We start from the raw sequence: 21662 nt of genomic DNA on the forward strand, positions 1-21662 counted from the left end.
TCGATTGCGGCGGCGGCGAGGCGCGGGTCGCCAGCGTCACCCCGCCCGCCGCCGCCGCGCCCGCCGCGCCGGTGCGCATCGCGCGCGCCACCGCCACGACCGAGGCGCCCGTCGCCGGATCCGGCCCGATCCGCGCCTCGCGCAGCCAGGTCTGCCGCTGGATCGCCGAAACCGGCATCGCCTACGTCAACCAGGCCACCGGCGAGCCCGTCGTCTGCCCCGCACAGCCCGCTCCGCCGGCCACCACCACCGTCGCCAGCGCGCCGCGCATCATCGCCCCCGGCCCGGCGCCGGTCTCCGGTCCGCGCACCGTCCGCGCCGCCGCCGCGCCGGTGGCCGCCGGGACGGCCGTCGACAGCACCGTCACCGCCTCGCCGGGCTGCAGCAACGTCAGCCCGCTGGCGCAGCAATACCTCGGCGCCTCGGGCCGCCCGGTGCGTTGCGGTCCGCAGGTGCAGGGGATCGGCGAGTACCGCTCCGCCCTCGTCGCCGCCCGCGCCGCCGACGCCACCCTCTCGACCTCCGGCCGCATTGTCTTCCGCGAGCCGGTCCCGGCCTCCAACGCCGTCACCACGACGATCCCGAGCCCGCCCCCGGGCTACGAGCGGGTCTGGGACGACGGGCGCATCAATCCCGCCCGCGGTCTCGTCCGCGGCACGTCCTACCTCACGAGCGGTGCCGTCCCCGCGCCGCGCGCGGCGACGGGCTTCGCCCTCGTCGGCGGCGCGGGCTACGCGGCCCTCCGCTGAGCCCCCGGGACGGGCGGTTCGACCGCCCTCAGGGGCCGCAGATGCCCTGCAGCCCGATCCAGTCCGCATCCGACAGGATCAGCGGCGGCTGGCGGCCCGCCATGGGATCGGCCTCGATCAGTTCCAGCGTCTCCTCGCCGGTCTCGTCGCGCGCGTAGGCGTAGGGCGAGGTCGCGATCTCGGCGGCCGCGAAGAGCGGCACCAGAACCTCGGCCGGCGGCGGCGGCGGCGGCGCGGCGAGCAGCCGCTCGGCGGGTTGGACGAGCGCGGCAGTGGGGACGTCGCCGGTGGTGTAGAGGCGGAAGGTGGCGCGCAGCCCGGCGTCGCGCAGCACCGCCTCGAGCGGGTCGCGCTGCTGCACCTGCGCCGCGGTGGCGAGCACGTGGCCCGCGACGACCGCCGGGTCCTCGTGCTCCTCCACGAGGGCGCGGCTCACCGCGATGATCCCGCCGGGCAGGTAGAGCGCGTCGAAGGCCTGCGTCGGCAGCACCACGATCTGGCCGCCCGCGTCCGGCCCGAACACCCGCGCCCCGAGCTTGGCCAGCGCCTCGACCCCGGCCGGCGAGCGGCAGCTCGGGCCGGTCAGGCGCTGGATGTGGCCGAGCAGCTTGGCCCCGATCTCGGTCCGCTTGACGGCGGGCACCGCCGAGAGCGACTGCGAGATCAGCGCGTTGGGCAGCCAGAACACCCCGAGCGCGCCCACCAGCGCGACCGAGGCGGCGACGCCGAGCAGCCGCAGCCGGTAGGGCCGCGGCCGCGCGCGGGCGACGGTGCGCCGGATCGTCTCCAGCGCCTGCACCATGTCGCTGTCCTCGACCTCGAGGCTCTCCAGCCCGTCCGGGTCGGGCCCGTAGAGCGGCGGCGTCTCGCCGGGGTTGAGCCGCTCGATGGCGGGCAGCGACCAGTGGGTGAGGGGACGGCCCTGCACGTCGGAGAGCACGAGCGTCGCGTCGCCGAACGACACGATCACGTCGCGCCGCTGGGCCTCGGGATCGGGCCGCCACAGCCCGGTGCTCTCGAGCCGGGCATATCTCGTCAGTGCCGTCATCGGGCGGGCTGCTCTGCCTCCAGGATCTCTCCGTTGATAGGACAGGCCCGCCGGGATTGACAGGGCGCGCGCGCCGCTCTCACGCCCGGACTCGGGCGAGGAAGGCGGCGATCTCGGCCCCGCTCGTCGGGTGGAGCGCGCCATCAGGAGGGCCGATGTGGATCCCCGGCAGCCCGGTCCGCGTGCCGGGCGCACGGGCCAGGGTCGATTTGCCCGACCCCGGCCCGCCGATGATCATGATCCGCTCCATCGGGAGCCGAGCCGCTTCAGACGGCCTTCTTCAGCGCCTCGGCGAGGTCGGTCTTCTCCCAGGAGAAACCGCCGTCGGCCTCGGGCTCGCGGCCGAAATGGCCGTAGGCGGCGGTGCGCTGGTAGATCGGGCGGTTGAGCTGCAGGTGCTCGCGGATGCCGCGCGGGGTGAGGTCGATGATCTGCGGGATCGCCCGCTCGATGGCCGCGTCCTCGATCTCGCCGGTGCCGTGGGTGTCGACGTAGATCGACAGCGGCTTGGCGACGCCGATGGCGTAGGAGAGCTGCAGCGTGCAGCGCCGGGCCATGCCCGAGGCGACCACGTTCTTGGCGAGGTAGCGCGCGACGTAGGCGGCGGAGCGGTCGACCTTGGTCGGATCCTTGCCGGAGAAGGCCCCGCCGCCGTGCGGGGCGGCCCCGCCGTAGGTGTCGACGATGATCTTGCGCCCGGTCAGCCCGGCATCGCCGTCGGGCCCGCCGATGACGAAGGTGCCGGTCGGGTTCACCCACCACTCGGTGTTGTCGGTCAGCCAGTCGGCCGGGAGCACCTCGCGGATGTAGGGCTCGACGATGGCGCGGATGTCGTCGGAGGATTGCGCCTCGCTGGCGTGCTGGGTCGACAGCACGATCGACGTCACCTCGACGGGCTTGCCGTCCTCGTAGCGCACCGACAGCTGGCTCTTGGCGTCGGGCCGCAGCGTGGGCTCGGCGCCGCTCTTGCGGGCCTCGGCGAGGCGGCGCAGGATCGCGTGGCTGTACTGGATCGGCGCGGGCATCAGGTCGGGCGTCTCGTCGACGGCGTAGCCGAACATGATCCCCTGGTCGCCGGCCCCGTCCTTGTCGACGCCCTTGGCAATATGGGCCGACTGCTGGTGCAGGAAGTTGAGCACGTGGCAGGTGTTCCAGTGGAACTTGTCCTGCTCGTATCCGATGTCGCGGATGCAGTCGCGCGCGATCTGGCTGATGTTGCCCATGAAGGACTTCAGCCGCTCCGTGTCGGACAGGCCGACCTCGCCGCCGATCACCACCATGCCCGTCGTCGCCATGGTCTCGCAGGCGACGCGGGCGTTGGCTTCCTCGGCGAGGAAGGTGTCGAGCACGGCGTCGGAAATGCGATCGCAGACCTTGTCCGGGTGGCCCTCCGAGACGCTCTCGGAGGTGAAGGTGTAGTTGTTTCGGGACATTTGACGCTCCATTGGGATCTTACCGCCACGCCAGGAAGCCGTTGTGACAGCGAACGTTACGCGCCTATGCCGCGGCGTCGGCCGGGTCAAGCCGCCACCGGCGGCGGCGCAGCAGACCGAGCAGGAGCGTGGCGGCAATGACGCCGAGGGCGAGCCAGTCGCCGACGATCGTGTAGAGCGTCGGCGCGGCGGCCGGGGGCAGGGCCACGTCGCGCGCCTCGGCCACGCCGAGCGGGATCGTCTCGAGCACGCCGCCGCGCGCGTCGATGAGGCCGGAGATGCCGGTATTGGCGGCGCGCACCATCGGCAGGCCCTGCTCGATGGCCCGCAGGCGGGCCTGGGCGAAGTGCTGCTGCGGGCCGGCGAACTCGCCGAACCAGGCGTCGTTCGTGATGAGCAGCAGCAGGCGCGGGCGCGGATCGGCGGCGTTGATCTCGGCGGCGAAGATGCCCTCGTAGCAGATCAGCGGCAGCGCGTTGCCGATGCCGGGAATGACGATCTGGTCGCCCGCCTCGCCGGGAGTGTAGCCGCCGCCGTCCTGCGCGGCGAGGCCGTGGATGCCGAAGCGGCCGAGCAGGTCGGCGAAGGGGACGTATTCGCCCCAGGGCACGAGGTGGGCCTTGTCGTAGATCGACTGCGCCGCGCCGTCGGGGCCGACGAGGATCATCGAGTTGAAGTAGCGCGGGTTCTCGTAGCGCTGGATGCCAACCACGGCGGGCGCGCCGCCGGCGGCGTCCGCGACCTGCTCCAGCGCCTCGGGAGCGTACTCGTAGAAATAGGGCACCGAGGTCTCGGGCCAGACGACAAGGTCGGGGCGGGCCGCGTCCTCGGCGGTCAGGTCGAGCGCCCGGCGGAAGAACAGGTCGGCCTTGCCGGGCTGCCATTTCTCGTCCTGCGGCGCGTTGGGCTGGACGATGCGCACCAGCGGCGCGTCCGCCCCGGCGCGGGGCGCGGGGGTGGCCGACGACCAGAGCGCGCTGGCGCCGTAGACCGCGGCGACGGCGAGCGCCGCGACGAGGGGCGGCGCGTAGCGGGGCAGATGGCGGGGCAGGGCGAGGGGCAGGGCGGCGAGGAACAGGGTCAGCAGCGTCAGCCCGTGCGGCCCGGCGAGGCGGGCGAGCTGGGCGACGGGCGTGTCGATCCAGACGTGGCCGGGCAGGCCCCATGGAAAGCCGGTGAACAGCAGCCCGCGCGCGTACTCGGCCGCCGTGACGGCCGCCGCCAGCGCGAAGACGCCGAAGCGTGCCGCGAGGAAGGCGACGCCCCAGTAGAGCGCGAGGCTCCCCGACAGCAGCACCAGCGCGAACGGCGCCATCCAGCCGTCGCGCGCGGCGTCGACCATGAACGGCTCGACCAGCCAGTGCAGGCCCACCAGCAGGTAGCCGAAGCCCGCCATCCAGCCGCGGATCAGCGCGGCGCGGGTGGTGGGGGCGGTGAGGCCGAGATGGAGGATGCCGGCCAGCGCCAGCAGCGTCAGCGGCCAGAGGCCGAACGGCACCTGGCCGAGCGACGCCGCGCCGCCGAGCGCCAGCGGCGCAAGCCAGGTCCGGGCGCGGTCGGCGCGCCGGGCCGCGATGGCTTGGATCATCAGTGCTCCGCCGTCGGCAACCGCACCCGCAGCCGCTTGATCCGGCGCGGGTCGGCCTCGATCACCTCGAACTCCGGCCCGGCCGGGTGCGGCACGATCTCGCCGCGTGCGGGGACGTGGCCGGCCAGCATGAAGACGAGGCCGCCGAGCGTGTCGATCTCCTCCTCGTCGATCTCCTCGTGATCGGTCAGGGGTATCCCGATCGCGGCCTCGAATTCGTCCAGCGGCGTCTTGGCGCGGGCGAGATAGACGCCGGGGCGCTCGCGCGACCAGGTCCGGGCCTCCTCGACATCGTGCTCGTCCTCGATGTCGCCGACCACCTGCTCGAGCAGGTCCTCGATCGTCACGAGCCCGTCGGTGCCGCCGTACTCGTCGATCACCAGCGCCATGTGGATGCGCTCGGCCTGCATCTTCTGCAGCAGCACGCCCAGCGGCATCGAGGGCGGCACGTAGAGCAGCGGGCGCAGGATTGGGCGGATGTCGAACTCGTGCCCGTTGCCGTTGAAGCCGTGCTTGAGGGCGAAGTCTTTGAGGTTGACGAAGCCGACGGGGGTGTCGAGCGTGCCGTCGAAGACCGGCAGCCGGGTCATGCCGCTCTCGCGGAACACCGAGACGAGCTCGTCCTTCGTCGTGGTCACCGGCACGGCAACGATGTCGGCCTGCGGGATCGATACCTCCTCGACGCGCATCCGGCGCAGGTTGGCCATGCCCAGCAGCGCGGTCGCGGCCGCGGGTTCGCTGGCACCGTTGCTCGGCGCGTCGGCGTGGTCTTCGTCGGCCGGGCTCAAGGCGTCGAATATCCTCGTGAAGAACCCGCGGGGCGGGTCGGGTTGCGGCGCTTCGTCCGCCGGGCCGGGTTGCGCGCGCTGCGCAGCCGCTTGCGAGCCCTCAGCAGTATCTGACATCGTCTCCTACCATTGTGCGGGGCGCGGATCGAACACCGCGCGCCGCTTCGTTTCACATACCATATGGGTCCGGCAGACCGAGTTTGCCAAGTATCTCCACCTCGAGACCTTCCATGAGCGTGGCATCGCCGTCGCGTTCGTGATCGTAGCCCAGCAGGTGCAGGGTGCCGTGCACGATCAGGTGGGTCGCGTGGGTTTCCAAGGGCTTGCCGGCCTCCGAGGCTTCGCGCGCGCAGGTCTCGTAGGCGATGGCGATGTCGCCGAGCTCGGGGTCGGTCGGCTCCGGCGGCAGCGGAGTTTCGCCGGCGATGCGCGCGCCGCGCTCCTCGGAGGGCCACGACAGCACGTTGGTCGGCGCGGGCTTGCCGCGGAAGTCGCCGTTGAGCGCCGCGATGCGGGCGTCGTCGCAGCCCAGCAGCGTCACCTCGTAGAGGTCCGGGTCGAGGCCGAGCCGCTCCAGCGTCGCGGCCACGGCGGGCTCGGCCAGCGCGGCCAGCCCGACGGCCTCCCAGCGCGCCTCCTCGACGATGACATCGACGCTCATCGGACGGTCTCAGGCCTCGTCGGCATCGTAGGCTTCGATGATCGCCGCCACGAGCGGATGGCGGACCACGTCCTTGGAGGTGAAGTAGTTGAAGCTGATCTTCGGGATGTGCTTGAGCAGCCGCTCCGCGTCGGCCAGCCCCGACGACACCCCGCGCGGCAGGTCGACCTGCGAGCGGTCGCCGGTGATGACCATCCGCGAGCCCTCGCCGAGGCGGGTGAGAAACATCTTCATCTGCATCGTCGTCGCGTTCTGCGCCTCGTCGAGCACCACGAAGGCGCGGCTCAGGGTGCGGCCCCGCATGAAGGCGAGGGGCGCGATCTCGATCTGCTTCTCCTCCATGAGCTTCGCCGCCTGCTTGCCCGGCAGGAAGTCGTTCAGCGCATCGTAGAGCGGCTGCATGTACGGATCGACCTTGTCCTTCATGTCGCCCGGCAGGTAGCCGAGCTTCTCGCCCGCCTCCACGGCGGGGCGCGACAGGATGATCCGGTCGACCTGGCCCTGCATGAACATGTTCACCCCGACGGCGACGGCGAGGTAGGTCTTGCCGGTGCCGGCGGGGCCGATGCCGAAGGCGAGCTCGTTGTCGAACAGCGACTTGACGTAGGCCTTCTGGGCGTCGGTGCGCGGCTCGACCAGCTTCTTGCGGGTCTTGATCTCGACGGGGCCGCCCTGGAACATCTCGATCTGCTCCTCGCCGCCCGGGTCGGCGGCGGGCTCGGCGGCGGGACCCATGCGGACCTCGCGCTCGATGTCGGCGGGCTCGACGCCCTTGCCCGACTCGAGCCGGTTGTAGAGCGCCTGCAGGATCTCCGCGGCGCGGGCGCGCGAGTCGGGGTCGCCCAGCACCGAGAGCTGGTTGCCCCGGCGCAGGATCTGCACCGCGAGACGTTCCTCTATGTCGGTGAGATTGCGGTCGTATTCGCCGCAAAGGTCGATCAGCAGGTAGTTGTCGGGAAACTCGAGCACCGTCTCGGCAAGCGGCGGGGCGGCGGACGGGGGCAGAGTGGTGGTGGCCAATAGGTTCTCCTGCTCTCGGGCCTCGGGTCATGTTCGCAACTCGCGCAGAGCGGCGCAAGGCGCGTGGAGCCCATCGGAGGAAATGTCACGAAAAAGGCCGCGGGCAATGCCGCGGCCTCTTTGGGACTTGAGACGCTGCCGGAGGCGTCAGAGCGGGTCCGGGATCGGCGAGCCGCTCTTGAACGGGCCGACGACCGTGGTCGGGGCCGCGACGCCGGAGCAGACCGGGGTCCCGTCGGGCTGGAGCCGCTCGGAGAGGTAGCCCTCGACGCCGTCGTCGATGATCCAGTGATCGCAGCCTTCCGGGTCGACCCAGACGCCGGCGACCATGGTTGACAGGTCATGGCTGTTGATGCCGCGGTCGAACGACTTGTCGGGGCCGACCGGGCTGCAGGCCGTGGCGGCGGTGCCGAGGGCCAGGAGGCCGAGTACCTTGAACTTGTTCATCGCTTCGATCCTCTCAGCGCAGGCAGTAGATTTCGACGCGCCGGTTCTGCTGCCAGGCGGCCGGGTTGCTGCCCTCGGCGCGGGGCTGCGACTCGCTGAAGCCCTTCACGTCGACGATGCGGGCCCCGACGGAGGCGGCGACCTCGGCGACCGCGCGGGCGCGGTTCTCGCTGAGACGCACGTTGTACTCGTAGGAGGCGCGCTCGTCGGTGTGGCCGTAGATCAGGTAGCCGAAGGCGTTGGCCTGCTGGAAGAACTGGGCCAGCCGCTGCTTGTTGGCATGGCTGATCCGGTAGCTGTCGGTGGCGAAGAGCTGCTCGTTGGGCATCACGCCGCAGATCTCGCTGCGGTGGCAGACCGGGCGGCCGTCGCGGGTGCGGTGGGGGCTCATGTAGCCCTCGGCACCGTCGTCCATCGCCCAGTGCTCGCACCCGTCGGGGTCGATCCAGATGCCGGGGCGGTAAATCTCCTGCGCGTCCGCCGGCGTGCCGGTCAGCGAAATGCCGACCACGATGGCCGACGCGAACGCCCCCAGCGCCGTCACGGCCTGTCCGAATTTAAGTTTGGCCAATGCTACGTCCTCTGTCTTGATTCCCCTGCTGGACCGGCCGTCTCGGGCAGCGGCGTCAGCCAGCCGACTTGCGTCGCATAACGTTAAAAAGCTTAGCAAAATTTTGCCACAATGGAAGGCGTTTCCGCCACATATTGTGGAAGATGCGGAAACAGCCGGGAGCATCTGGTGGCTTTGGCGCGCCCGCGAGGCGAAATGGTTAAGCGCGGCGAAGTCGCGTGCCGGCCCCGGCCGTGCCGTCAGGCCAGCGTGCCGGCCAGCGAATTCGGCGCGGAGGCGGTGATTCTGACCCGTGCGATCTCGCCCTTCAGCGCCTCCGGCGCCTCCACGTGGACGGCGCAGAGGTGGTCGGACCTGCCGACCATCTGCCCCGGCAGCCGGCCCGGCTTCTCGAACAGCACGCCCACCTCGCGGCCCACCATCGCCTCCTGTGCGGCGGTCTGCTGCGCCTTGAGCAGCGCCTGCAGGCGGGCGAGCCGATCGGACATGACGTCCCCGGGCAGCTGCGGCTTCTCCGCCGCCGGGGTGCCGGGGCGGGTGGAGTACTTGAACGAGTAGGCCTGCGCGTAGCCCACCGCCTCGACCAGGCCCATCGTGTCGGCGAAGTCGGCCTCGGTCTCGCCGGGGAAGCCGACGATGAAGTCGCCCGACAGCGCCAGGTCGGGGCGGGCGTCGCGCAGCCGTTCGATCAGCCGCAGGTAGGCTTCGGCGGTGTGCTTGCGGTTCATTGCCTTCAGGATGCGGTCCGAGCCCGACTGCACCGGCAGGTGCAGGTAGGGCATCAGCTCGGGGCAGTCGCCGTGCGCCGCGATCAGCGCGTCGTCCATGTCGTTGGGGTGGCTGGTGGTGTAGCGGATCCGCTCGAGCCCGTCGATCGCGGCCAGCGTGCGCACGAGCCCGGCGAGGCCGCCCTCGTGGCCGTGGTAGGCGTTGACGTTCTGGCCCAGCAGGGTGATCTCGCGCACCCCCGCCTCGACCAGCGCCCGCGCCTCGTCGACGACCCGCTCGGCGGGCCGCGAGACCTCGGCGCCGCGGGTGTAGGGGACGACGCAGAAGGCGCAGAACTTGTCGCAGCCCTCCTGCACGGTCAGGAAGGCGGTGGGCCCGCGCTGCGCCCTGGGCCGAGCGGCGAGGCCACTGAACTTGTCCTCGGCGGGGAAATCGGTGTCGAGCGCCTTGCCCCCGGTGGCGAGCGCGGCGTCCATCGCCGGCAGCCGGTGGTAGCTCTGCGGGCCGACCACCAGGTCGACCAGCGGCTGGCGGCGCATGATCTCCTCACCCTCGGCCTGGGCGACGCAGCCGGCGACGCCGATCTTCAGGTCGGGCTTTTCCGCCTTGAGCGGCTTCAGCCGGCCGAGCTCGGAATAGACCTTCTCCGCCGCCTTCTCGCGGATGTGGCAGGTGTTGAGCAGGATCATGTCCGCCTCTTCGGCGACCTGCGTCTCGACATAGCCGCGCCCGCCCAGGGCCTCGGCCATGCGCTCGCTGTCGTAGACGTTCATCTGGCAGCCGTAGGTCTTGATGAACAGCTTCTTGGGGGCATGATCGGTCATGGGCGCGGGCCTTAGCAGAGTTCGCGCAGGCTGGGAACTGGTGCGACGCGCCGTTCACGCGATGGCGACGAAAATGCGCGAGGACGGGGCAGCGGGTTGCCAGCGCCGCCATTCGGCGGCAGCTTCGCGGCCCGACGGACAGGAGCGGACATGCGCCACGCCGACCTCAGATCGCTGCTCGCCTCCGACGCGCTCGCCCGCGGGCCGGTGGCGCTGCTGATCGCCGAGGACGAGGTCGAGGTGGCGAGCACCCTACGCCACCACCTCGCGCGCGGCTTCCGTTCGGTGGTGCTGTTCGCGCCGCCCGGGCTCGAGGTGCCCGACGATCTCGCGGCGCGCATCCACCGGGTCGATCACGACACGCTCGAGGACCGGGCGCTGACCAACATCGTCAACCCGGTCATCGCCGCCGCGCCGGTGGGGACGTGGTTCTACTACGGCTACAACGCCGAGTACCTGTTCTACCCGTTCTGCGAATACCGCACCGTCGGCGAGGCGACGACCTTCGTCACCGAGGAGCGGCGCGACACGGCGATGTGCTACGTGGTCGACCTCTACGCCGCCGATCTCGCCGCCCATCCCGGCGCGGTGTCCATCGAGAACGCCCACCTCGACAAGTCGGGCTACTACGCGCTGGTGCGGCGCGACCGGTGGAACAACGACATCGAGCGGCAGATGGATTTCTTCGGGGGCCTGCGCTGGCGCTTCGAGGAGCACGTGCCGCCGGTGCGCCGCCGGATCGACCGGGTGGCGCTGTTCCGCGCCGCCAAGGGGCTGAAGCTCGACGAGGACCACACGTTCAACATCCCCGAGTACAACACCTACGCCTGCCCGTGGCACCACAGCCTGACGGCCGCCGTCTGCTCCTTCCGCACCGCCAAGGCGCTCAAGCGCAACCCGGGCTCGACCTTCGACATCCCGACCTTCTGGTGGCACAACTCGATCCGCTTCGACTGGCACTCCCAGCAGCTCCTCGATCTCGGGCTGATGGAGCCGGGGCAGTGGTTCTGAGATGATCCTGTCACGCGGGCGGCGCTACCTGTTCGTGCACATCCCCAAGACCGGCGGCACCGCGATGGCGCTGGCGCTCGAGGCGCGGGCGATGGCGGACGATGTGCTCGTGGGCGACACGCCCAAGGCGCGGCGGCGCAAGAGGCGGTTGGCGGGGGTGAGGACGGCAGGGCGGCTGTGGAAGCACGCCACGCTGGCCGACGCCGAGGGGCTCTACACCCGCGCCGAGCTGGACGAACTGTTCGTCTTCACGCTGGTGCGCAACCCGTGGGACCGGCTGGTGAGCTATTACCACTGGCTGCGCGCGCAGAGCTTCGATCACCCCGCGGTGCGGCTCGCCGCCGCGCACGACTTCTCCGGCTTCCTCAACGCCGACCACACCCGCCGCTCCATCGCCGCCGCGCCCTATGGCAGCTACGTCACCGACGGCGCCGGGCGGGAGCGGGCCGACCTGTTCCTCCGGCTCGAACACCTCGCCGAGGATGCCGCGCCGCTCGAGGCGCATCTCGGCTTCCTGCTCGACATGCCCCGCGCCAACGCCAGCGCGCGGCCGCGCGACTGGCGGCCGCTCTACTCTGACGCCGACGCCGCGCTCGTCGGCGAGCTCTGCGCCGCCGACATCGCCCGCTTCGGCTACCGCTTCGATCAGGCCGCGTCGGCGGCTCCGAAGCGGTCGTAGAAGCGCGCGCCGCTCTCGGCCATCTCGCGCAGCAGCGCCGGGCAGGCGAAGCGCTCGCCGTAGGCCGCCGCGAGCTGGTCGCAACGCTCCGCCGCCCAGGGCGCGCCGACCATGTCGAGCCAGGAGAACGGCCCGCCCGACCACGGCGCGAAGCCCCAGCCGAGGATCGCGCCCACGTCGCCCTCGCGGATGTCGGTGAGCACGCCCTCCTCGAGCGCCTTCACCGCCTCGAGCACCTGCGCGAAGAGCAGCCGGTGCTGGACGTCGAGCAGCTCGGCCTCGGCCGCGGGCGGGTGCCGCTCGGCGAGGCCGGGCCAGAGCCCAGTGCGCTTGCCGGCGTCGTCGTAGGCATAGAAGCCCGCCCTCGCCTTGCGCCCGAGCCGGCCCTCGCCGGCGAGCCACGCCATGAGGTCGTCCACCGGCGCCATGTCGGCGGGGTAGGCGTCGCCCATCGCGGCGCGGGTGGCGGCCGAGATCTTCACCGCCAGGTCGATCGAGGTCTCGTCGATCAGCTGCAGCGGGCCGAGCGGGAAGCCGAGCAGCTTGGCGGCGTTCTCCACCAGCGCCGGCGGCACCCCCTCGGTCACCATCCGCGCGCCCTCGTTGAGGTAGGGGATGATGCAGCGGTTGGCGTAGAAGAACCGCGCGTCGTTGACCACGATCGGCGTCTTGCGGATCTGGCGCACGAAGTCGAGCGCCTTGGCCACCGCCCGGTCCCCGGTCTCGCGGCCCTTGATGATCTCGACCAGCATCATCTTTTCCACCGGCGAGAAGAAGTGGATGCCGATGAATTGCTCGGGCCGCGCGCTGGCCTTGGCCAGGCCGGTGATCGGCAGGGTCGAGGTGTTGGTGGCGAAGATGCAGTCCTCGCCGATCACCGCCTCGACGCGGGCGGTGATCTCGGCCTTCACCTTCGGGTCCTCGAACACCGCCTCGACGATCAGGTCGCAGCCCGCGAGGTCCTCGACCCGGTCGGTCGGCGTGATCCGCGCCAGCATCGCCTCGGCGGCCTCGGGCGTGGTCTTGCCGCGCTTGGCGCCCTTCTCGGCATAGCTCTGGCTGTAGGCCTTGCCCTTCTCCGCGGCCTCCCGGCTCTGGTCGAGCAGCACCACTTCGATCCCGGCCTGCGCCGCGACCAGCGCGATCCCCGCGCCCATCATCCCGGCACCGAGCACGCCCAGCCGCTGCACGCTCTGATCGGGCGCCTTGGGCCGGTTGGCGCCCTTCTCGAGCGCCTGCTTGTCGAGGAACAGCGCGCGGATCATCGCGCTCGAGGTCGGGTCCATCAGCACCTTGGTGAACCAGCGCGCCTCGACCCGCAAAGCGGTGTCGAAGGGCACCTGCGCGCCCTCGTAGATCGCCGAGAGCAGCGCCTTTGCGGCGGGGTACACGCCCTGGGTCTGGTGGTTCACCATCGCGCTGGCGCCGACGAAGGTCATGAAGCCGGCCGGGTGGTAGGGCGCGCCGCCGGGCATCTTCCAGCCCTTCTGGTCCCACGGCTTGACGATGTCGCCGTCGCCGGCCTCGCGCACCCAGGCCTTGGCCCGCTCGAGCAGCGCGTCGGCCGGCACCACCTCGTCCACCAGCTGCGCCGCCTTGGCCGCCTTGGCGTCGAGCATCCGCCCCTCGAGCAGCACCGGCGCCGCCGCCATCGCGCCGACCATGCGCGAGTAGCGCGTGGTGCCGCCGGCGCCGGGGAACAGGCCGACCTTGATCTCGGGCAGGCCGACCTTGCCCTTGCCCTCGGCCATGAACCGGCGGTGACAGGCGAGCGCGATCTCGGTGCCGATCCCGGCGGCGGTCCCGGGCAGGGCGCAGGCGACGGGCTTGCCGCCCTTGTTTGTCTTGGGGTCCATGCCGGCGCGCTCGATCTTGCGCAGCACCGCGTGGCCCGACATCGTGAAGTCGAACAGCGCCTGCGCCGGCGCCTCGCCGGCCTGGTCGCGCACGCTCGCCAGCACGCCGAGATCCATGCCGCCGGCAAAGTCCTTCTTGGCGCTGGTGATGACGATGCCGCGCACCCCGTCGTCGGCCAGCGCCTCGTCGACCAGCCGGTCGAGCGCGGCGAAGGCGTCGCGGGTCATCACGTTCATCGACCGCCCCTCGGCGTCCCAGACGATCACCGCGACGTCGCCGTCGCGCTCGATGCGGAAGTCGGTCATGAGCTCGTGTCCTTCTTCGGGTAGGGCGTGCCGTCGAGCCGGGTGAAGCCCTCGGGCGTCGCCAGCAGGTCGAGGCCGGGATAGGTGGCGACGTTGGTCTCGCGCCGGCGGCTGCCGACGATCAGGTAGCGGGCCGGCGCGTCGCTGTCGTTGCGCAGGCAGTGACCGACGGCGACGCCGGCCTTCCAGGCGCAGGCGTCGCCGGGGCCGATCTCGGTCTGTGCGCCGTCCTCGATCACGGTAAGCCGGCCTTCGAGCATGTAGAGGAACTCGTCCTCGTCGCTCTCCCAGTGCATCAGGCTCGACTGGGTGCCGGGCAGCAGCGTCTCGTGGGCGGCGCCGAACTGGGTCAGCCCGCCGGCATCCGACAGCGGCTCCCATTCCAGGTGGCCGGGCAGGGTGTGGGGCGCGGGGTAGCGCGACTCGTGGCGCACCGTCTCGACGCTGCCCTTGCGGATCACGGTCATCAGACCCGCTCCACGATGGTGGCGGCGCCCATGCCGGAGGCGACGCAGAGGGTGGCGAGGCCGGTCTGCTGGCCGGTGCGCTCGAGCTCGTCGAGCAGCGTGCCGAGGATGATTGCGCCCGACGCGCCGAGCGGGTGGCCCATGGCGATGGCGCCGCCGTTGACGTTGAGCTTGCCGTGGTCGACGTCGAAGGCCTGCATGAAACGCAGCACCACCGCCGAGAACGCCTCGTTGACCTCGAACAGGTCGATGTCGCCGATCGTCATGCCGGCCTCGGCGAGGATCTTCTCGGTCACCGGCACCGGGCCGGTGAGCATGATCGTCGGGTCGGTGCCGATCTTGGCGGTGGCCCGGATCCGCGCCCGTGGCGTCAGCCCGCGCGACTCGCCCCATTCGCGGCTGCCCACCAGCACGCCCGCGGCGCCGTCGACGATGCCCGAGGAATTGCCGGCATGATGGACGTGGTTGATGCGCTCGAGATGCGGGTACTTCATCAAGGCGACCTTGTCGAAGCCGGGCATGACCTCGCCCTGGTCCTTGAAGGCGGGCTTCAGCGCGCCGAGCGCCTGCATGTCGGTGCCCGGACGGATCGTCTCGTCGCGCTCGAGGATGGACAGGCCGTTGACGTCGCGCACCTCCATCACCGAGCGCGCGAAGCGCCCTTCCTCCCAGGCGCGGGCGGCGCGCTTCTGGCTCTCGACGGCGTAGAGGTCGGCGTCGTCGCGGCTGATGCCGTACTCGGTGGCGATGATGTCGGCGCTGATGCCCTGGGGCACGAAGTAATGCTCCATCGCCACGCTCGGATCGACCGCCACCGCGGCGCCGTCCGAGCCCATCGGCACCCGGCTCATGCACTCGACCCCGCCGGCGATGTAGCCGCCGCCGGCGCCGCCGCGGACCTGGTTGGCGGCGAGGTTCACCGCCTCGAGGCCGGAGGCGCAGAAGCGGTTGATCGACAGGCCCGGAATGCGCTGGTCGAGCGACGAGGCCAGCACCGCGGTGCGCGCGAGGCAGCCGCCCTGCTCCTTGACCTGGGTGGCGTTGCCCCAGATCACGTCCTCCACCGCGTGGCCCTCGAGCCCGTTGCGCGCGGCGAGCGCGTCGAGCACCTGTGCCGAGAGCCGCACCGAGGTGACCTCGTGCAGGCTGCCGTCGGGCCGGCCCTTGCCGCGGGGGGTGCGGATGGCGTCGAAGATGTAGGCGTCGGTCATGTCTCCTCCTTGGGCGGGAAGGCCCGGGGCATGAGGTCATAGGGATGGGCCCAGCCGGGCAGCGCCTCGAGCCGGCCGAGCCAGGCGTCGATGGCCGGCCACTCGGCGCGGGCGAAGGTGAAGGGCTCCTCGTAGAAGAGATAGCCGCAGCAGGCGAAATCGGCGAGGGTGGCCTCCGGCCCCGCGATCCAGTCACGCCCCTCCAGGTGCGCCTCCAGCACCTTGAGCGCCGCCGCGAGCCGGCCGGCGAGCCAGCCGTTGATCTCGGCGCTGCGCCTGGCCTCGGGCAGGAAGTTCATGTTGAAGCGAAGCGGCCCGGCGAGGCCCGAGAGCTTGTGCGCGTCGAACAGCAGCCAGCGCAGAACCTCGCGCCGCGCGTCCGCGTCGCGCCCGCCGAAGCGGCCGGTCTTCTCGGCCAGGTAGTCGAGGATCGCGCCCGACTGGCTGAGCGTCACCGCGCCATCCTCGAGCACCGGCACCTCGCCCATGGCGTTGAGCGCGCGGAACTCGGGCGTACGGGTCGCGCCGCCGAAGAAGCCGACCGGCACCGCCTCCCAGTCCGCGCCGGTCAGGTTCAGCATCAGCGCGACCTTGTAGGCGTTGCCGCTCTCGCCGAAGCAGTGGAGTCTCATGTGTGCGCCTTCTTCTGGAGTGTCGGGGCAGGGGGTGGGCGTTCGGCCGTGCATATTTTTGGCCAGATGAAGCGATAGCGCCGCGCCTCTTTACCGCCCGTTAAGGTTAATCGGCGAGGGTGGGTCCCGCGGTACAGGCTGGCAAGCCGATGACCGCGCCAGGTGAAGCCCCGTCTCCGTCCCCGCCGTTCTCGGCCGGGCGGGGGCGGGGTGATGGCCTGGTCTTCATCTGGCCCCAAATATGCACGGCCGTCCGCCTCAGCCCGCGCTCCGCTCACCGTTTCCGCGCCTCCAGCTCCGAGTTGAACAGCCGCAGCCGGTGCGTGAACGTGTCCTCGTCGATCACGCTGTCGAAGTGCTCGAACAGGAACGACAGCGCCTCGCCCTCGTCGAGCCCCGCCTCGCGGGAGAAGCGGCGCAGGCGGCGGTAGGCATCCTCGGTCATCGCGACGGGGAAGCGGCGGGTCAGGCGGAAGCGTTTGGGCATGTCTCCTCCGGGATCGGACGTCGGGGAGAGCCTAGAAGCTCTCCGCGTCGAGCGCCATCACCGGCTCGGCCCCGGTCTCGATCCGCGCCAGGTGAGTGGCGACCATCGGCAGCTGGCGGGCCATGTAGTAGCGCCCCGTCGCGACCTTCGCCTCGTAGAACGCCCTGTCGCCCTCGCCGGCGGCGAGCGCGGCGCGGGCGGCCTGCGCCATCTGCGCCCACATGAAGCCGACCGAGACGTGGCCCATCATGTGCAGGAAGTCGTAGCTCCCGGCGAGCGCGTTCTCGGGCGCCGTCGCGCCTTGCTGCATGAAGTACATGCCCGCCTGCTGGAGCTGCTTGGACGCCGTCTTGAGCGGCTCGACGAAGGCGGCGTCGAAGTCGGGGTCGCCCGCCGCCTCGCGGCACCAGGTCTTGATCAGCTCGAAGTACGCCATGATGTACTTGCCACCGCCCGCCCCGAGCTTGCGACCGACGAGGTCGAGCGCCTGCACGCCGTTGGTGCCCTCGTAGATCATGGTGATCCGCGCGTCCCGCACGAACTGCTCGACGCCCGTCTCCCGCACGAAGCCGGCGCCGCCGAAGGTCTGCTGGGCGAGCACGGTCGTCTCGAAGCCCTTGTCGGTCAGGAAGCCCTTGATGACCGGCGTGAGCAGCGAGACCAGCCCCTCGGCGTCGGCATCCCGGCCGCGGTGGGCGCGGTCGATCAGCGAGGCGCCCCAGAGCAGGAAGGCGCGTCCGCCCTCGACGAAGGCCTTCTGGTCCATCAGGTTGCGGCGCACGTCGGGGTGGACGATGATCGGGTCGGCGGGCCGCTCGGGCGCGGCGGCGCCGGCCAGCGCGCGGCCCTGAAGGCGGTCGCGGGCGAAGGCGGCGGCGTTCTCGTAGGCGACGGCGGCCTGCGCCACGCCCTGCAGGCCGACGCCGATGCGGGCCTCGTTCATCATCGTGAACATCGCCCGCATGCCGGCGTTCTCCTCGCCGAGCAGGTAGCCCGTGGCGCCGTCGTGGTTGATGACGCAGGTGGCGTTGCCGTGGAAGCCCATCTTGTGCTCGACCCCGCCGCAGCTCACCGCGTTGCGCGGGCCCGGCCGGCCGTCGTCGTCTAGCAGGAACTTCGGCACGATGAACAGCGACAGCCCGCGCGTCCCCTCGGGCGCGCCGGGGATGCGGGCCAGCACGAGGTGGACGATGTTCTCGGTGAGGTCGTGTTCGCCGGCCGAGATCCAGATCTTCTGCCCCGTGATCCGGTAGCTGCCGTCGCCGGCGGGCTCGGCCCTGGTGCGGATCAGCCCGAGATCGGTGCCGCATTGCGGCTCGGTGAGGTTCATCGTCCCCGACCATTGGCCCGAGATCATGTTGGGCAGCCACGTCGTCTTCTGGGCGTCGGTGCCGTGGGCGTGGATCGTGGAATAGGCCGCGTGGGTGAGGCCCTGGTAGGTGTTGAAGGCCATGTTGGCCGACAGGAACATCTCACCGGTGGCGCAATTCATCAGGTAGGGCATGCCTTGGCCGCCGTACTCGGGGTCGGCGTCGAGGCCCATCCAGCCGCCCTCGCGCATCCGGGCGTAGGCGTCGGCGAAGCCGGGGGGCGTGCGCACGACGCCGTTCTCGAAGGTGCAGCCCACCGCGTCGCCGGCCTGGTTCAGCGGTGCCAGCACGCCCGCCGCGAGCTTGCCGGATTCGTCGAGGATCGCGCGTGTGGTGTCGCGGTCGAGCTCGTCGTAGCCGGGGATGTCGAGGCTGCCGACCTTGAGCAGGTCGTGCAGCACGAAGTCGAGATCGCGGGCGGGCGGCGTGTAGGTCGGCATGTGTTCAGGTCTCTCCTGTCCCTGCCGACCTCGCGCGTCAGGCCACGGCCGGCTTCACGTTCAGTTTGTCGAGCTCACGGGCTCCCCACTCGAGCTGCACTTTCAGCTCGCGGATCGCTTCGTTCAAGTCGTCACGCTGCGTCTCCATCTCGCGCAGGTGCTGCTGGGCGATCTCGTAGGTGCGCACGAGCTGGGTCTCGCGTTCGCCCGCGTCGTAGAGGTCGAGCAGCTGGCGGATCTCCTCGAGGCTGAAGCCGAAGCGCTTGCCGCGCAGGATCAGCTTGAGCCGGGCGCGGTCGCGCCGGGTGAACAGCCGTTTCTGCCCCTGCCGGATCGGGGCGAGCAGCTCCTTGGCCTCGTAGAAGCGAAGCGTCCGCGGCGTCACTTCGAACGTGTCGCACATCTCGCGGATCGTCATCGTGTCTTCGGTCATTCTCGTTGCCTCATCTTGTCCGTGAGCGGAATTACGGAAGGGCAAGTGACCAAGCGGGACGCGCGACACAAGCGAAGCTTTCGCGAGCGTGAAGTCGACGCGGCGTCACTCGTCAATTGACGAAACGACAGGAAAATCCCGGTCGAATGCTTGGCAATTTTGTTATGCCCTAGCGGAAGGGCGCTGTCGGCGCGCATCTCTCGCTAGCCGCGAGGCGGCCGCGGCGCATGCCCGCGCGGGTTGCTGGCGCGCTCGCGTCAGCCGAGGGTGCCGACGGTCTCGTCGCGCAGCTCCTTCAGCTCGCGGATCGTGTCCTCGATCTGGCGCCGCTGCTCCTCCAGCTCCTTGAGCTGGCGGTCGGCGCGGACGATCCAGTCGCGCATCTGCGCCTCGGTGCCCTCGTGCTCGTAGATCTGCAGCCACTGGCGGATCTCCTCGAGCGGGAAGCCGAACTTGCGCCCGCGCAGGATGAGCGTCATCCGCGCGAACTCGCGCGGGCCGTAGAATCGCGACCGGCCCTCGCGCTCGGGCGAAAGCAGTTCGATGTACTCGTAGTAGCGCAGCGTCCTCGGGGTGACGTCGAAACGCTCGCACATCTCCTTGAAACTGAGCCGTTGAGTCATCCTGCCTCCTAATGCCCCTTCCCATAGGTAAGACGCTTCAGAAGCGGTCGCAACGTTCCTAGTTCATGAAGCCGGGCGCGAGGAAGTAGAAGGCGTAGGCGACGATGAACGCCGGGATGGCGGAGAACAGCGTCGCCCACACCGCCGCCCTGGGGTTGAGCGCGATGGCGGGGAACAGCGCGTCGCCGTCGTTGGAGATGGCGTTGCCGATCAGGCCCGCGAAGGGCACGAGGCCGTTGAGGTAGAGCGTGCAGACCAGCACCTGCGGGCCGCAGCCCGGCACGAAGCCGATCAGGATCGCGATCAGCGGCAGCAGCGGGGCGACGGTGGCGAACATCGCCTCGAGGTCGAGCCCGCCGTAGGCCACGGCGTAGTCGTAGAGCAGGAAGGCGCCGATCACCCAGACCGAGATGAACGCCGTCTCCTCCGCCATGCGGGTGACGGGGTGGTCGGCGGCGTTGGTCATCGCGGCGATGCGCGAGGTGGCCCAGATGAACAGCCCGATGGCGGTGCCGGTGAGGGCGATGGCGGTCTCGGTCTCGCCGCCGATGAGCGCGGCGGTGTCGACGGCGGCGAGCTGGGCGATGCCGAGGGCGAGGCCGGGCATGGCGCAGGCGAGGTACGCCCAGTCGCGCAGGCGGACCTTGCCGATGCGCGGCGCGAGGTCGCAGGCGGCGCTGGGGTTGGCCACGAGGAACTTCGGGCCGAAGGCGTCGATGAGCCAGCCCGAGACGATGCCCACGGCGAAGGACAGCGGCAGTACCACGGCCGCGGCGTCGGGGCGGGTGGCGATCAGCAGGAAGGCGGCGTCGCCCATGGTGGCGGTCAGCGTCGCCACCACCGCGCCGAAGCCGACGTTGCCCGAGGAATACGCGGCCACCACCACGACCGCGCCGCCGCAGCCCGGCGTCGCGCCGAGCAGGGCGGCCATCGGCACCTGCCAGCCGCGCGCGGTGCGCAGCTTGGCGCCAATCTCGAAGTTGAAGACGCGCTCGGCGCCGTAGAACAGCAGCAGCGTCGCCGCGACGAAGGCGGAGACGGCGATGTAGGCGTCGGTCATCAGCTCGCGGGTCAGCGCGCCGAGGCCGCCGGGCGCCGCGGCCAGCACCAGCAGCAGGCTCGCCACCGCCAGCCGGCGGAGCCGGAACGGCCCGGAGCGGCCGGTTGCGGCGAGCGCGACGGTCGGGTCGGTGGTGGCGGTCATCTGCAGAGCTCCCCGATGCAATTGCGAATAATTCGCAATTGCACATATAGCACTTGCACCGGCTCTGGCAAGTGCGTTCCTTGGCCTGCGGAAACGGGGAGTAGGCGATGCCGCAAGACACCGACAAGCTCGCGCTGGCGCGCCAGTTCCTCGCGGCGCTGCCCCATGCCCGCGCGCTGGGAATGGAGCTCACCGCGCTGGGGGCGGGGACGGCGGTGATCGAGATGCCCTACGACACCCGCTTCGTCGGCGACCCGGAGACCGGCGTGATCCACGGCGGCGCGGTGTCGGCGCTGATGGACACCTGCAGCGGCACCGCGGTGATGGCGCATCCGAGCGGGCCGGGGAGCACCGCGACGCTCGACCTGCGCATCGACTACATGCGCGCCGCGACGCCTGGCCGAACCATCGTCGCCGAGGCCGAATGCTACCACATCACCCGCTCCGTCGCCTTCGTGCGCGCCGTCGCCCGCGACGGTGACGCGGAGCGGCCGGTGGCGACGGCGGCCGGGGCCTTCACCGTCGACGGGCTGCGCGGCGAGGTGGCGACGTGAGGCCGCGTCCGGAGCCGGTGCAGGTCGTCAAGCAGCGCCGCGATGCCGCGCTCGACGCGCTGGTGGCGCACAGCCCCTACGTCCGCTTCCTCGGCATCCGCTTCGACCGGCGCGGCGACGAGCTGACGGCGCTGCTGCCCTACGCCGACCACCTGATCGGCAACCCGGCGCTGCCGGCGATCCACGGCGGCGTGACGGCGGCGTTCCTCGAGACGACGGCGCTGGTGGTGCTGGCCTGGAGCCTGATGTGGGAGCGCATGGAGACCGGCCCGCCGCCGGAGCCGCCCGAGCCGCCGCGCTGGCCCAAGACCATCGACTTCACCGTCGACTACCTGCGCACCGGCCTGCCGCGCGACGCCTACGCCCGCGCCCGGGTCAACCGCTCGGGGCGGCGCTACGCGAGCGTCCATGTCGAGGGCTGGCAGGACAACCGGGAGCGGCTCTTCGCGCAGGCGACGGGGCACTTCCTGATGCCGCCGCCCGCGGGCGATTGACCCCCGCAGAGGGCGGCGCGACAAGTCGGGCACCCGC

The 21662-nt window shown here is 71.1% G+C and carries 22 protein-coding genes, 2 pseudogenes and 1 riboswitch; of the genes and pseudogenes, 5 read left to right on the forward strand and 19 right to left on the reverse strand.

Annotated elements, in window-relative coordinates:
- A pseudogene (locus OG2516_RS13305) lies at nt 1-749 on the forward strand (hypothetical protein); the annotation flags it as partial.
- Between the two features lie 28 nt (nt 750-777).
- Here the strand turns inward: OG2516_RS13305 and OG2516_RS13310 are convergent.
- The 10 genes and pseudogenes from OG2516_RS13310 to miaB all read right to left on the reverse strand — a co-directional run bounded on the left by OG2516_RS13310 (nt 778) and on the right by miaB (nt 9858).
- Complete coding sequence (locus OG2516_RS13310) at nt 778-1797, reverse strand: hypothetical protein (protein ID WP_007256216.1); 1020 nt, start codon at nt 1795-1797, stop codon at nt 778-780.
- A 154-nt stretch (nt 1798-1951) separates the two neighbouring features.
- Nucleotides 1952-2047: pseudogene (locus tag OG2516_RS19645) on the reverse strand (AAA family ATPase); the annotation flags it as partial.
- A gap of 16 nt (nt 2048-2063) precedes the next feature.
- Nucleotides 2064-3230 (reverse strand): methionine adenosyltransferase, encoded by a 1167-nt coding sequence (gene metK / locus OG2516_RS13315; RefSeq protein ID WP_007256218.1) that lies wholly within the window; start codon nt 3228-3230, stop codon nt 2064-2066.
- A gap of 4 nt (nt 3231-3234) precedes the next feature.
- A riboswitch (SAM-SAH riboswitch) is annotated at nt 3235-3283 on the reverse strand.
- 11 nt (nt 3284-3294) lie between these two features.
- Nucleotides 3295-4818, reverse strand: coding sequence for an apolipoprotein N-acyltransferase (lnt, locus tag OG2516_RS13320; protein WP_007256219.1), 1524 nt, complete (start codon nt 4816-4818; stop codon nt 3295-3297).
- The gene (locus OG2516_RS13325; protein ID WP_040615851.1) at nt 4818-5723 is read right to left on the reverse strand and encodes a hemolysin family protein; all 906 of its coding nucleotides are present in this window, start codon (nt 5721-5723) and stop codon (nt 4818-4820) included. The genes lnt and OG2516_RS13325 overlap by 1 nt, the downstream gene beginning before the upstream one ends.
- A gap of 52 nt (nt 5724-5775) precedes the next feature.
- Nucleotides 5776-6267: an rRNA maturation RNase YbeY gene (ybeY, locus tag OG2516_RS13330; RefSeq protein ID WP_007256221.1), complete on the reverse strand. Its 492-nt coding sequence runs from the start codon at nt 6265-6267 to the stop codon at nt 5776-5778.
- A gap of 9 nt (nt 6268-6276) precedes the next feature.
- Nucleotides 6277-7287, reverse strand: coding sequence for a PhoH family protein (locus tag OG2516_RS13335; protein WP_007256222.1), 1011 nt, complete (start codon nt 7285-7287; stop codon nt 6277-6279).
- Between the two features lie 147 nt (nt 7288-7434).
- Nucleotides 7435-7734, reverse strand: a complete 300-nt coding sequence (locus tag OG2516_RS13340) for a hypothetical protein (protein WP_007256223.1) — start codon at nt 7732-7734, stop codon at nt 7435-7437.
- 13 nt (nt 7735-7747) lie between these two features.
- Nucleotides 7748-8305 (reverse strand): OmpA family protein, encoded by a 558-nt coding sequence (locus OG2516_RS13345; protein ID WP_425357552.1) that lies wholly within the window; start codon nt 8303-8305, stop codon nt 7748-7750.
- 239 nt (nt 8306-8544) lie between these two features.
- Entirely contained in the window at nt 8545-9858 is a 1314-nt protein-coding gene (miaB, locus tag OG2516_RS13350) for a tRNA (N6-isopentenyl adenosine(37)-C2)-methylthiotransferase MiaB (RefSeq protein WP_007256225.1), read from the reverse strand.
- A gap of 150 nt (nt 9859-10008) precedes the next feature.
- On the opposite strand from miaB, the gene OG2516_RS13355 reads away from it, so the two are divergent.
- Together OG2516_RS13355 and OG2516_RS13360 are read left to right on the forward strand one after the other, a co-directional pair.
- Entirely contained in the window at nt 10009-10869 is an 861-nt protein-coding gene (locus OG2516_RS13355; RefSeq protein WP_007256226.1) for a hypothetical protein, read from the forward strand.
- Nucleotide 10870: 1 nt separating this feature from the next.
- Nucleotides 10871-11548: a sulfotransferase family 2 domain-containing protein gene (locus tag OG2516_RS13360; RefSeq protein ID WP_007256227.1), complete on the forward strand. Its 678-nt coding sequence runs from the start codon at nt 10871-10873 to the stop codon at nt 11546-11548.
- Here OG2516_RS13360 and OG2516_RS13365 read toward each other — a convergent pair.
- The 9 genes from OG2516_RS13365 to OG2516_RS13405 all read right to left on the reverse strand — a co-directional run bounded on the left by OG2516_RS13365 (nt 11515) and on the right by OG2516_RS13405 (nt 20577).
- The gene (locus OG2516_RS13365; protein WP_007256228.1) at nt 11515-13710 is read right to left on the reverse strand and encodes a 3-hydroxyacyl-CoA dehydrogenase NAD-binding domain-containing protein; all 2196 of its coding nucleotides are present in this window, start codon (nt 13708-13710) and stop codon (nt 11515-11517) included. The two genes, OG2516_RS13360 and OG2516_RS13365, sit on opposite strands and share 34 nt — an antisense overlap.
- Complete coding sequence (locus OG2516_RS13370) at nt 13707-14177, reverse strand: cupin domain-containing protein (RefSeq protein ID WP_007256229.1); 471 nt, start codon at nt 14175-14177, stop codon at nt 13707-13709. The genes OG2516_RS13365 and OG2516_RS13370 overlap by 4 nt, the downstream gene beginning before the upstream one ends.
- Nucleotides 14177-15388 carry an acetyl-CoA C-acetyltransferase gene (locus OG2516_RS13375; protein ID WP_007256230.1) on the reverse strand — a complete coding sequence of 404 codons (1212 nt, stop codon included), beginning with the start codon at nt 15386-15388 and terminating at the stop codon, nt 14177-14179. The genes OG2516_RS13370 and OG2516_RS13375 overlap by 1 nt, the downstream gene beginning before the upstream one ends.
- A complete protein-coding gene (locus OG2516_RS13380; protein ID WP_007256231.1) occupies nt 15385-16020 on the reverse strand; it encodes a glutathione S-transferase family protein in 636 nt (211 codons plus the stop codon). The genes OG2516_RS13375 and OG2516_RS13380 overlap by 4 nt, the downstream gene beginning before the upstream one ends.
- A 274-nt stretch (nt 16021-16294) precedes the next feature.
- Nucleotides 16295-16507 carry a hypothetical protein gene (locus OG2516_RS13385; RefSeq protein WP_007256232.1) on the reverse strand — a complete coding sequence of 71 codons (213 nt, stop codon included), beginning with the start codon at nt 16505-16507 and terminating at the stop codon, nt 16295-16297.
- A gap of 31 nt (nt 16508-16538) precedes the next feature.
- Nucleotides 16539-18317: an acyl-CoA dehydrogenase gene (locus tag OG2516_RS13390; protein WP_007256233.1), complete on the reverse strand. Its 1779-nt coding sequence runs from the start codon at nt 18315-18317 to the stop codon at nt 16539-16541.
- A gap of 37 nt (nt 18318-18354) precedes the next feature.
- Entirely contained in the window at nt 18355-18750 is a 396-nt protein-coding gene (locus tag OG2516_RS13395) for a MerR family transcriptional regulator (protein ID WP_007256234.1), read from the reverse strand.
- A 257-nt stretch (nt 18751-19007) separates the two neighbouring features.
- Nucleotides 19008-19373: a MerR family transcriptional regulator gene (locus OG2516_RS13400; RefSeq protein WP_040615855.1), complete on the reverse strand. Its 366-nt coding sequence runs from the start codon at nt 19371-19373 to the stop codon at nt 19008-19010.
- A gap of 58 nt (nt 19374-19431) precedes the next feature.
- The gene (locus tag OG2516_RS13405; RefSeq protein WP_007256236.1) at nt 19432-20577 is read right to left on the reverse strand and encodes a putative manganese transporter; all 1146 of its coding nucleotides are present in this window, start codon (nt 20575-20577) and stop codon (nt 19432-19434) included.
- A gap of 107 nt (nt 20578-20684) precedes the next feature.
- On the opposite strand from OG2516_RS13405, the gene OG2516_RS13410 reads away from it, so the two are divergent.
- Nucleotides 20685-21131: a PaaI family thioesterase gene (locus OG2516_RS13410; RefSeq protein WP_007256237.1), complete on the forward strand. Its 447-nt coding sequence runs from the start codon at nt 20685-20687 to the stop codon at nt 21129-21131.
- Nucleotides 21128-21625 carry a PaaI family thioesterase gene (locus OG2516_RS13415; RefSeq protein ID WP_156799382.1) on the forward strand — a complete coding sequence of 166 codons (498 nt, stop codon included), beginning with the start codon at nt 21128-21130 and terminating at the stop codon, nt 21623-21625. Before OG2516_RS13410 ends, OG2516_RS13415 begins: the two co-directional genes overlap by 4 nt.
- Nucleotides 21626-21662: the final 37 nt, after the last annotated feature.

The organism is Oceanicola granulosus HTCC2516, from assembly GCF_000153305.1.
Taxonomy (GTDB): Bacteria; Pseudomonadota; Alphaproteobacteria; order Rhodobacterales; family Rhodobacteraceae; genus Oceanicola; species Oceanicola granulosus.